The sequence below is a fragment of the Streptomyces phaeoluteigriseus genome, assembly GCF_001896135.2.
GTDB classification, from domain to species: Bacteria; Actinomycetota; Actinomycetes; order Streptomycetales; family Streptomycetaceae; genus Streptomyces; species Streptomyces phaeoluteigriseus.
The window spans coordinates 944,601-955,770 of the sequence record NZ_MPOH02000019.1 but is presented as its reverse complement, the minus strand read 5'-3'; the positions used below and the strand labels follow the sequence as shown (position 1 = coordinate 955,770).

10 protein-coding genes and 1 pseudogene are annotated in these 11,170 nt (G+C 73.3%); 10 read left to right on the top strand and 1 reads right to left on the bottom strand.

Going from position 1 to position 11,170, the window contains the following annotated elements; genetic code table 11:
- Nucleotides 1–127 precede the first annotated feature (127 nt).
- Entirely contained in the window at nt 128–658 is a 531-nt protein-coding gene (locus BM536_RS34040; RefSeq protein ID WP_073499863.1) for a type III secretion system chaperone family protein, read from the top strand.
- Between the two features lie 771 nt (nt 659–1,429).
- Here BM536_RS34040 and BM536_RS34035 read toward each other — a convergent pair.
- On the bottom strand, nt 1,430–2,641 hold the full coding sequence (locus BM536_RS34035; RefSeq protein WP_073498952.1) for a pyridoxal phosphate-dependent aminotransferase: 1,212 nt from the start codon (nt 2,639–2,641) through the stop codon (nt 1,430–1,432).
- Between the two features lie 141 nt (nt 2,642–2,782).
- Here BM536_RS34035 and BM536_RS34030 point away from each other — a divergent pair, with 141 nt between their 5' ends.
- The 9 genes and pseudogenes from BM536_RS34030 to BM536_RS33990 all read left to right on the top strand — a co-directional run bounded on the left by BM536_RS34030 (nt 2,783) and on the right by BM536_RS33990 (nt 11,151).
- Nucleotides 2,783–3,133, top strand: coding sequence for a hypothetical protein (locus tag BM536_RS34030; protein WP_073498951.1), 351 nt, complete (start codon nt 2,783–2,785; stop codon nt 3,131–3,133).
- 382 nt (nt 3,134–3,515) lie between these two features.
- A pseudogene (locus tag BM536_RS45065) lies at nt 3,516–3,848 on the top strand (DUF2617 family protein); the annotation flags it as partial.
- Between the two features lie 94 nt (nt 3,849–3,942).
- Entirely contained in the window at nt 3,943–4,047 is a 105-nt protein-coding gene (locus BM536_RS45060) for a DUF2617 family protein (protein WP_425444712.1), read from the top strand.
- Between the two features lie 305 nt (nt 4,048–4,352).
- Nucleotides 4,353–5,939: a polyamine aminopropyltransferase gene (locus BM536_RS34015; protein WP_094103863.1), complete on the top strand. Its 1,587-nt coding sequence runs from the start codon at nt 4,353–4,355 to the stop codon at nt 5,937–5,939.
- A 91-nt stretch (nt 5,940–6,030) separates the two neighbouring features.
- Nucleotides 6,031–6,918: an SRPBCC domain-containing protein gene (locus tag BM536_RS34010; RefSeq protein ID WP_079275245.1), complete on the top strand. Its 888-nt coding sequence runs from the start codon at nt 6,031–6,033 to the stop codon at nt 6,916–6,918.
- Between the two features lie 56 nt (nt 6,919–6,974).
- Nucleotides 6,975–7,763, top strand: coding sequence for an aldose epimerase family protein (locus BM536_RS34005; RefSeq protein ID WP_073498949.1), 789 nt, complete (start codon nt 6,975–6,977; stop codon nt 7,761–7,763).
- A 9-nt stretch (nt 7,764–7,772) separates the two neighbouring features.
- Nucleotides 7,773–8,324 carry an orotate phosphoribosyltransferase gene (gene pyrE / locus BM536_RS34000; RefSeq protein WP_073498948.1) on the top strand — a complete coding sequence of 184 codons (552 nt, stop codon included), beginning with the start codon at nt 7,773–7,775 and terminating at the stop codon, nt 8,322–8,324.
- 146 nt (nt 8,325–8,470) lie between these two features.
- Nucleotides 8,471–9,502: a class II fructose-bisphosphate aldolase gene (fbaA, locus tag BM536_RS33995; RefSeq protein ID WP_073498947.1), complete on the top strand. Its 1,032-nt coding sequence runs from the start codon at nt 8,471–8,473 to the stop codon at nt 9,500–9,502.
- A gap of 149 nt (nt 9,503–9,651) precedes the next feature.
- On the top strand, nt 9,652–11,151 hold the full coding sequence (locus tag BM536_RS33990) for an MFS transporter (protein WP_073498946.1): 1,500 nt from the start codon (nt 9,652–9,654) through the stop codon (nt 11,149–11,151).
- The last annotated feature ends 19 nt before the right edge of the window (nt 11,152–11,170 follow it).

Here is an 11,170-nt window from a genome sequence, read left to right as displayed (position 1 = left end):
CCGGCCCTGCGGCCGCACGCCCTGAGCTGAATTGCGCCAACCCGAGGTGAACCCTGCGGGGCGGGGGTTGCCACCCCCCGCCCCGCATGGGGGAGGATGGCGGGATCCGTACGAAGGGAAAATCACGGTGACCATCGACCCGTCCTCGATTCCGAACTTCGGGGGCCAGCCCGAGCCGCAGCCCCAGGGACCGGCGGGCCCCGTCGTTCCGGATCAGGATCTCGTGAAGCAGCTCCTCGACCAGATGGAGCTGAAGTACGTCGTCGACGACGAGGGTGACCTCGCGGCGCCGTGGGAGGAATTCCGTACGTACTTCATGTTCCGCGGCGAGGGCGACCAGGCGGTCTACTCGGTGCGGACGTTCTTCGACCGGCCCCACCCGATCGACGAGAAGCCCCAGCTCCTCGAGGCCATCGACGACTGGAACCGCCGCACCCTGTGGCCCAAGGTCTACACGCACACCCACGACGACGGCACCGTCCGCCTCATCGGCGAGACGCAGATGCTGATCGGCGCCGGCGTCAACCTCGAGTTCTTCGTCTCCTCGACGGTGAGCTGGGTGCGCGCCGCGATCGAGTTCGACAAGTGGCTCGTGGAGCAGCTGGGCCTGGAGTCGGCGTCGGCCGAGGAGGCGGACAAGCCCGCGGACGACGAGTAGCCGCCGCACGCCCCAGGCGAAAGAGAGCCCGGCCAGGGCCGCGACCCCACGCGTCGCGAGCCACGGCCGGGCTCTCGCCGTCCGCCCCGACGACGACCACCGCGACCGGGTTACCCACAGGCTGTGGACAGACGGACGGCCCGGGGAAGGGTTGGGGAACGGCCCGGGGAAGGGCCGGGACGGCCTGGGGAAGCACCGGGGGGCCGGCCTGGGGAGAGGCCGGGGGGGCGCCCCGGGGAACGGCCTAGGGAAGGGCCGGGGGTCGGCCTAGGGAGGGGTCGGGACGGCCTCGGGAAGGGCCGGGGGACGCCCCGAAGAAGGACCGGGGAACCGACAGGACGCTGCTGCCGCGGCGCAGGCGCGGCATGCCGGGCGCCACCCGGTCCGCCGCCCCCCCCCCCGCGAGGGGCGGGCGGCCCGCCGGGGTACCCGGTCGCTCGGGGCCTGACCCGGCTGGGCGGCTTCACGGTCCTCGGACTCGCCCTCGGGGACGAGGACCGGTCGTGGCTGTACGCGCTCGGTCCCGGCACGCTCGTCGCCTTCGGCGTCCTGGTGCGGACGGGCCAGGGGACGATCCCTCCCCCCTCCGGGGCCGTCGACACCGCCCTCGCCGGCGGCGCCCTCGCGCCCGCATGACCGGCGGCGGCTTCGGCGGCTCGGCCGCGCGGCCCGGGAAACCCACCTGACGGCTCCGGAGGCCGACGCGGCAGGGGCGGCCCACGCGGCGGGCGGCGGCGGGGCCGACGACACGGCGCGGACCGGGTCAGGGGCCTATCCCGCCAGCGCCTTCAGGCGCGCCACCGCCTCCTCCAGCACCGTCTTCCGCTTGCAGAAGGCGAAGCGGACGAAGGGGGCACCGGCTTCCCGGTGGTCGTAGAAGACCGCGTTCGGGATGGCCACGACGCCCGCGCGTTCCGGGAGGGAGCGGCAGAAGGCGAAGCCGTCGCCCTTCTCGGACAGCGCGGCGCCGAGGGGGCGGATGTCGGCGGTGATGAAGTAGGTGCCCGCCGGGCGGTAGACCGCGAAGCCCGCCTCCGTGAGGCCCGCCGCCAGCAGGTCCCGCTTGGTCAGCATGTCCGCGCGGAAGCCGTCGAAGTAGGTGTCGGGGAGGGCCAGCGCCTCGGCGACGGCGTACTGGAACGGGCCCGACGCCACGTACGTCAGGTACTGCTTCGCCGCGCGCACCGCCGACACCAGTCCGGGCGCCGCCGTCACCCAGCCGACCTTCCAGCCCGTGAACGAGAACGTCTTGCCGGCGCTGCCGATCGTGACCGTCCGGTCCCGCATGCCCGGCAGCGTGGCCAGCGGCACGTGTTCGGCCTCGTCGAAGACCAGGTGCTCGTACACCTCGTCGGTGACGACCAGCAGGTCCCGCTCCACCGCCAGCTCGGCGACCGCGGTCAGCTCCTCACGGGTGAGGACCGTGCCGGTCGGGTTGTGCGGGGTGTTGATCAGGAGGAGCCGCGTGCGGTCCGTCACCGCGTCGCGCAGCTCGTCGAGGTCCAGGCGGAACCGGGCCTGTTCGGGGTCCGGCCGCAGCGTCACCGGTACCCGCGCCGCACCCGCCATGGCGATGCAGGCCGCGTAGGAGTCGTAGTACGGCTCCAGGGCGACGACCTCGTCCCCCGGCTCCAGCAGCGCCAGCAGCGTGGCCGCGATGGCCTCGGTGGCGCCCACGGTGACCAGAACCTCCGTGTCCGGGTCGAACGTCAGGCCGTACCGGCGGCGCTGATGCCCGGCGATCGCCGTCCGCAGCTCGGGAACACCGGGACCCGGTGGGTACTGGTTCCCCCGCCCGTCCCGCAACGCCCGTACGGCCGCCTCGCGGACCTCCTCGGGCCCGTCCGTGTCCGGGAACCCCTGCCCGAGATTGATGGACCCGGTCCGCAGGGCCAGCGCGGACATCTCGGCGAAGATCGTCGTCCCGAAATCGGCGAGACGGCGGTTGAGGAAGGGGCGCGCGGTGGAGGTCATGCCGGTCATCCTGCGCCGAAGCTCTGGACTTCCTCAAGTGTGCTTTGGCCGTCGAGCCAGGTGGGCATCCCCTGTTCACGCACCGGTCGCACCGGTACGCGAGGCGCCCACGGGGGGCCGCTTCGGGGGATTCGGAAGGAGGGTGACGTCATGGTTCTCGGCATCATCCTGGCGGTACTCGCAGTCTTCGCGGGGGTGGCGATCGTGCTCACCGCCGTCCACAGGAGCAGCACCTCGTACCGGGGTTCGTCCCGGTCGGCCTCACGGTCGGGTGCCCGCTCGCGCAGAGGGGGCGGCAGCACCAGCGGGGGCAGCGGCGGGGACGGATCCGGCAGCTGGTGGGTCGCCGGGGGCGGGGCCGCCGTGGCGTGCAGCTCCTCCAGCGACTCGGGCAGTGGTTCGGGCGGCGACTCCGGCGGAGGTCACTCGGGCGGCGGTCACTCCTGCGGCGGCGGCTCGTCCTGCGGGGGAGGAGGCGGCGGATGCGGCGGAGGCAGCTGACACGGGGCAGCTGAGCTCCCTGGGGAGCCGCATCCGGGCCGCGGGTCGCCCCCTGACCGAGGGCGCCCCGCGGTCGCGCCATGTCCGTCGGTGGGGCGCGCGGGGGTGAGTCCGAGCCGCACGGCGTACGCCGAGGTTGAACAGTTGAGCTGTGTAGCCCTCTGAGGGATGGAAACCCCACGAAGTTGGGTAAAAGCGCTGTGGTGTCGCCATAGTTCATGATTCCCTCTACATCACCAACGCAGCCCCTCGGACCCCTCGGACGTCCCGCGCGGACGCCCTCCCCACGCCGGGCCGGCCGGGGCCGCCCCCCCGGAGTCACCGGGGTGCGCCGGACCTTCCCCTGTTCCTTGCGTTCTTTGCGTTCTTGCGGAGCCGAGTCATGCTCACGACCCTGAACACCTCCTACACCGACACGTGCGCGGCCGACCTGGCATGGGCCCTGGGGCGTGAGCCCCTGCCCGCACTTGCCACGCTCGACCTCGAAATGTCGGGCGCCAAACTCGAGTTGAGACTGCTCGGCGCCTCCCACCAGGTACTCCTGGAGCAGGAGCAGGGCTTTTGTTCCGAGACGGTCGCGTGCATCCCGGGCATCAGCACGCCCCTCCCGCTCGGCGTGGCCAAGCGAGTGGGTGATTGGGAGTACGAGTTCGCGGCCCGCGTCGAGGTGCTGACACCGGGTCAGTTCGCGGGCCGCGCCCAGGAAGCTGCTGGCCCTGGTCGCCGATCATCCGCACGGCCTCGCGGGCGTCTTCCCGGGCAGCCCGCACGCCTTCACGGCACTGCTCGCACAGCGCCACGAGGGCTATGTGGACTGGCGGACCTGGCACGCCTACCCGCAGGACGGGCAACTGGTGGCGACGAGGACGCGCGTGGGCGCGCGAGTACCGACGAGCCGAACCGCTCCGAGCTGAACCGCTCCGAGCTGAACCGCTCCGAGCCGAACCGCTCCGAGCCGAACCGCTCCGAGCCGAAGCTGCGTTCAGCCGGCACTGCCCTCGGCCGAACCGTCCTCGGCCGAACCCCCTCGGCCGGCACCGCCCTCGGGGTGAACCGCCCTCGGCCGGCGCCCCTCGGGGTGAACCGCCCGAGGTGAACCGACCTCGGGGTGAACGGCTCTCATGGTCAACGGCTCTCAAACGCACGGCACTCGATCGACGCAGAGTTCCACACGTGTGGGTGACGAAGCGTTCCATACTCGTGACGTAACGTCGCAGTCGTGATCGAACCGCACGCACCGGCCCAGCCCGGCGCGACGCCTGGTGCCCTACCCGGTGCCCCACCCGGTGCCCTGCCCGGCGCCCCGGCCGGCGTTCCGTACCGGCGTGGTCCCGCGCGGCTGCCCGTCCGGCCGGGCACCGGGCGGTTCCTGGTCCTCGCGTGCGTGTTCGTCTGCGCGGCCTGCGGCCTGGTGTACGAACTCGAACTCGTCGCCCTCGCGTCGTACCTGATGGGCGACTCGGTCACCCAGGCCTCCGTCGTGCTCTCCGTGATGGTCTTCGCGATGGGCATCGGCTCGCTCGCCGCCAAACGGCTGCGCCGCCTCGCGGCCGCCGGTTTCGCCGCCGTCGAGGTGGCCCTCGCCCTGATCGGCGGGTGCAGCGCGATGGCCCTGTACGCCGTGTTCGCCTGGACGGGCGACTGGGGCGGACTGTGGGCGCACGGGCCGCGCGTCCTGCTCGTCGTCTTCTGCCTCGCCATCGGGCTGCTCATCGGCGCAGAGGTCCCCCTGCTGATGGAACTGATCCAGCGGGTCCGCCGCCAGGACGCGGGCGGCGCGGTCGCCGACCTCTTCGCCGCGGACTACGTGGGCGCGCTGGTCGGCGGCCTGGCGTTCCCGTTCCTGCTGCTGCCCTTCCTGGGCCAGCTGACCAGCTCCCTGCTGATCGGCGCGGTCAACGTGGTCGCCGGGGGCGCCCTCGTCCTCGGCCTGTTCCGCGGCGACCTCACCCGCCGCACCCGCTGCCTCGTCCTCGTCGCCAACGCCACCGTCCTCGCCGTACTCGCCTGTACCGCCGTCCTCGTCGACGACTTCGAACGGGCGGCGCGCCACGCGGTCTACGGCGACGACGTCCGGGTCGCCCTGCACACCGGCGTCCAGGAGGTCGTCCTCACCGGCGGCACCCATGGCCGCCCCCTCGCCCTCTACCTCGACGGCCGGCTCCGCGGCGGGGGCCACGACCAGCTCCGCTACCGCCAGGCCCTGGTCCGCCCCGCGATGAACGGCCCCCACGCGCGCGTGCTCGTCCTCGGCGGCGGTGACGGACTGGCCGCCCGCGAGGTCCTCGCCCGCCCCGGCGCCCACCGCGTCGACATCGTCGACCTCGACCCCGCCCTGATCAGGCTGGCCCGCACCGACCCCGGCCTCGCCCGTCTCAACGGGCACGCCATCGACGACCCCCGGGTCCGCGTCGCCGTCGGCGACTCCTTCCGCAGCATGCGCGAGACCCCGCCGGGCACCTACGACGTGGTGATCGCCGACCTCCCCGACCCCGGCATCACCGCCAGCACGAAGCTGTACTCCCAGGAGTTCTACGGCCTCGCCCGCCGCGCCCTGCGCCCCGGCGGCCGGCTCGCGGTCCACGCCGGCCCCCTCGACACCCGGCCGCACGCCTTCTGGACCGTCGAGACGACGATGCGCGCGGCGGGCCTGCGCACCGCCGCCTACCGGGCCCGGGGCGACTGGGGCTTCGTCCTGGCCACGACCGGCGCCCGCCCCGACCTGCGCCTCGGGCCCGGCGAACGGCCGCTGCCGGCGGGACCGACGGGAATGCGGGCCTCCACCCTGCTGCACCCGCGCTACTGAGCGCGCAGGGTACGCCTGGCCGGTGCGCGGGCGGCGGCAATCCAGGTTTCGGCGGGTGCTTTCGCGGACGCGCTGGGTAGGCTCCGCCCTTATGGAGCATGAGGTGTTCGTTCCGGTTCCGGCAGAGCGACTGCGGGCGGCCCTCGCCGACCCCGCGCAGGTGGCCCGAGCACTCCCCGGTTTCCAGCAGGACGCCGGCACCGAGCCCGTCGCGGGTCGGCTGAAACTGCGCGTCGGCGGCCACACCATCACCTACCGCGGCACCCTGCGCGTCACCGCCCGCGAGGACGGGGGGTACGCCGTCGAGGGCGACGCCACCGAGGCCCGCGGCTCCGGCACGGTCGAACTCGCGCTCACGCTGGGGGTGCGGGAGACGGGCGGGGCCAGCACGCTCCGCTTCGGGGGTACGGCGACGGCGGACGGCCGCATCGCGGAGCTGCCGGCGGACGCCGTGGACGCCGCGGCCGTACGCCTTCTGGACCGGTGGGCCGAGAACCTCGGGGCGGAGGCGGCGGCCGACGAACCCCCTGCGGCGGCCGCCGAGTCCGAGACCGAGATCCCCCCGCCGGGGCCGGACGGACTCGATTCCCTGAACGGTTCGGTGGACGCGGACGACGTGGAGGACGCGGACGACGCGGACGACGTGGACGACGTGGTGGACGCGGACGACCTGGAGGACATCGACGAGGTGGGCCCCGTCGGCCCCATCGCACCCAACGACCCCATCGACGCCGTCGAGGCCGTCGCCGGGTTCCCGGACCCCGGTGTCCCCCCGGCCGAGGCCGCGCACGCGCGCCGCACGATGATCGGGCGCAGTGCGGAGGAGGTGGACCACGCCCCGCCGCGCGGCCGGTACGCCCCGGTCCCGGCCCCGCAGACCGTCGCCCGGGACAACGCCCTGCGCTGGGCCGCCCCCGCGGCCGCGCTGGCGGTGGCGTCGGCCATCGTGGTCGGACGGGCGCTGCGGCGACGCCGGTGACCGGAAAGCCCCGGTGACACCCGGCGCCCCCTTGATCACCTCGATAGGGTCGTCCCGTGAGTGACGAAGACTTCACGCTGACCGCGGGAGACGCGGAGGTGACCGTCCGGCCCGGCAACGGCGGGCGGGTCGGAGGGCTGCGCGTCGGCGGAGCGGAACTGCTGCGGCAGGGCGAACGGTTCGGGTGCTTCCCGATGGTGCCCTGGTGCGGGCGGATCAGGGACGGCCGCTTCCGGGACGGGGCGGACATCCGGCAGATGCCGCTCAACTCCCCGCCGCACGCCATCCACGGCACGGTCCGCGACGGCGCCTGGAAGGTGGCCCGCAGGTCGGCCGACGAGGCGGTCCTGACGTACGACCTGGTCGACCCCTGGCCCTACCCCGGCCGGGTCACGCAGATCGTGGCGCTGTCCGGGGACGCGCTGACGCTGTCCATGGCGGTGGAGACGCACGGCTCGTCGTTCCCGGCGCAGATCGGCTGGCACCCCTGGTTCAACCGCGACCTCGGGGGCGAGGACGTGCGGGTCGCGTTCGATCCCGCCTGGCAGGAGGAGCGCGGCGAGGACCATCTGCCGACCGGCAACCGCGTCGAGCCGAAGCCCGGCCCCTGGGACGACTGCTTCGGCATGCCCGACGGCGTCTCCGTCTCCCTCACCTGGCCGGGGCGGCTCCGGCTGGACGTGACGAGCCCGGAGAAGTGGGTCGTCGTCTACGACGAGCAGGAGGCCGCCGTGTGCGTGGAACCGCAGACGGGCCCGCCCAACGGCCTGAACACCCTCCCGCGCCTGGTCACGCCCCTGGAGCCGCTGGAGGCCACGACCACCTGGCGCTGGACCCGCCTCTAAGCTGAGGGCATGACGACGGACGTACGCGGCGCACTGCTGCAGCAGATCAAGGACAAGGCCGTGGTGCACGGCAGAGTGACCCTTTCCTCGGGTCTGGAGGCCGACTACTACGTCGACCTGCGCCGCGTCACCCTCGACGGCGAGGCCGCCCCGCTGGTCGGACAGGTGCTGCTCGACCTGACCGCCGAGCTGGACTTCGACGCGGTGGGCGGACTGACCATGGGCGCCGACCCGGTGGCCGGGGCGATGCTGCACGCCGCCGCCGCGCGTGGCCGCACGCTGGACGCCTTCGTCGTCCGCAAGGCGGCGAAGGCGCACGGGATGCAGCGCCGCGTCGAGGGCCCGGACATCAAGGGCCGCCGGGTCCTGGTGGTCGAGGACACCTCGACCACCGGCGGGTCGCCGCTGACCGCCGTGGAGGCCGTGCGGGAGGCGGGCGCCGAGGTGGTGGGCGTCGCGACGATCGTGGACCGGGCGACCGGTGCCGCGGAGAAGATCCAGGAGGGTGCGGGCGTGCCGTACCTGTTCGCCTTCTCGAAGGATGAACTGGGTCTGGACTGACGAGCCGGTATGACCTGGACTTGACCGGCGCATGGACCGACGGCGCATGTCTGGAAAGATGGGGACGACGATGACGTCGCACCCAAGGTCTAGGTCAGGGCCGTAAGTACGCAGAACGCCAACCCGCACACCCAAGGAGCGGACGAATGCCCATCGCAACCCCCGAGGTCTACAACGAGATGCTCGACCGGGCGAAGGCAGGCAAGTTCGCCTACCCGGCCATCAACGTCACCTCGACCCAGACCCTGCACGCGGCACTGCGCGGCTTCGCGGAGGCGGAGAGCGACGGCATCATCCAGATCTCCACGGGTGGGGCCGAGTTCCTGGGCGGCCAGTACAGCAAGGACATGGTGACGGGCGCCGTCGCCCTCGCCGAGTTCGCGCACATCGTCGCCGAGAAGTACCCGGTCACCGTGGCCCTGCACACCGACCACTGCCCGAAGGACAAGCTCGACGGGTACGTACGTCCGCTGCTGGAGATCTCCCGCAAGCGCGTCGAGGCCGGTCTGGGCCCGCTGTTCCAGTCCCACATGTGGGACGGCTCCGCCGAGACCCTCGCCGACAACCTCTCCATCGCGCAGGAGCTGCTGGAGAAGGCGCGCGCCGCGAACATCATCCTCGAGGTCGAGATCACCCCGACCGGCGGTGAGGAGGACGGCGTCTCGCACGAGATCAACGACTCCCTGTACACGACGGTCGACGACGCGCTCCGCACCGCCGAGGCCCTCGGCCTGGGCGAGAAGGGCCGCTACCTGCTCGCCGCGTCCTTCGGCAACGTGCACGGCGTGTACAAGCCGGGCAACGTCGTGCTCCGCCCCGACCTGCTGAAGGAACTGAACGACGGCGTCGCGGCCAAGTACGGCCAGGCGGCCGGCTCGCAGCCGTTCGACTTCGTCTTCCACGGCGGCTCCGGCTCCTCCGCGGAGGAGATCGCGACCGCGCTGGAGAACGGCGTCGTCAAGATGAACCTCGACACGGACACGCAGTACGCCTTCACGCGTCCCGTCGTCGACCACATGTTCAGGAACTACGACGGCGTCCTCAAGGTCGACGGCGAGGTCGGCTCCAAGAAGACCTACGACCCGCGGACCTGGGGCAAGCTGGCCGAGGCGGGCATGGCGGCGCGGGTCGTCGAGGCCACGCAGAACCTGCGCTCGGCGGGTACGAAGATCAAGTAGCGGTCACCGGCCGGGTCACCGACCCGGTCACCGACCCGGTCACCGACCCGGTCACCGGCCCGGCCGCTGACCGGGGCCTCCCGGCCAGGTGGGTCGGTTTCGCAGCGAGCCCGGTGCTTCGGCGCCGGGCTCGCGGTATACCTGGGACCGTGTCCGACGTCCGGCTGGCCTCGCCCCAGGGCAAGTGGGTCCTGTTCACCACGGTTCTCGGTTCCAGCATGGTCATGCTGGACTCGACCGTCGTCAACATCGCCCTGCCCCGCATCGGCCGCGACCTGGACGCCGATCTCGCCGCCCTCCAGTGGACCGCCAACGCCTACCTGGTCACGCTGGCCGGGCTGATCCTGCTGGGCGGTTCGCTCGGCGACCGCTACGGCCGGCGCAAGGTCTTCGTGGTGGGCGTGGTCTGGTTCGCCGTGGCCTCCCTGCTGTGCGGGCTCGCCCCGGACGCCGGCGTCCTGATCGCCGCCCGCGCCCTCCAGGGCATCGGCGGCGCCCTCCTCACCCCCGGCTCGCTCGCCATCATCCAGGCCTCCTTCCACCGCGACGACCGGGGCCGGGCCGTGGGTCTGTGGTCGGGTTTCGGGGGCGTCGGCGCGGCCGTGGGGCCCTTCCTGGGCGGCTGGCTGGTGGACGGCCCCGGCTGGCGCTGGGTGTTCCTGCTCAACGTGCCCCTCGCCCTGCTGTGCGTCCCGGTCGCCCTGCGGCACGTCCCCGAGTCGGGCGACGGGCGGACCCACGGCCGCTTCGACGTCCTGGGCGCGGTGCTGGGGGCCGTCGCCCTCGCCCTCGTGACGTACGCGCTGATCGAGGCGGGCGAGGGGTCCGTGGTCGTGGCGGTGACGGCGGTGGCCGGGCTCGCCGCCGCGGTGGCCTTCGTGTGCGTCGAGCGGCGCCGCCCCGACCCGATGATGCCGCCCGGCATCTTCGCGTCCCGCCAGTTCACGGCCGTCAACCTGGTCACCCTCTGCGTGTACGCGGCCCTCGGCGGCTTCTTCTTCCTGTCCGCCCTCCAGCTCCAGGTCGTGTCCGGCTACTCCGCCCTCGGCGCCGGTACGGCCCTCCTGCCGACGACCGTCCTCATGCTGCTGCTCTCCGCCCGCTCGGGGCAGCTGGCCGAGCTGATCGGCCCGCGCGTCCCGCTCACCGTCGGCCCGCTGCTGGCCGCGGCGGGGATGCTGCTGATGCTCCGGGTCGGCCCCGACGCCTCCTACGCCGCCGACGTCCTGCCCGCCGTCCTGGTCCTCGGCCTCGGCCTGGTCACCCTGGTCGCCCCGCTGACGGCGACCGTCCTTGCCTCGGTCGACGTCTCCCGGGCGGGCCTGGCCAGCGGCATCAACAACGCGGCGGCACGGGCGGCGGGCCTCGTCGCGGTCGCCGCGCTTCCCCTGCTGACCGGGATGGGCGCGGAGGCGTACCGCTCGGCCGACGCCTTCGACGACGCGTTCGGGCGGGCGATGGTGCTGTGCGCGGGTGCGTTGGCCGTCGGCTCGGTGGTCGCCTTCACGACCGTACGCCGCCCGGCACCGGACTGCCTGCGCCCCGAGTGCAGGACGCACGGGGCCGTGCTGGCACCGCCGCTGGAGGGGGAGCGGGCGCGGGGACGACTGTCGCTGGGGTCTGGCGGATTCGGGGCGTCGGGGGGCTGAGGGCGGGACGGGGTGTGCT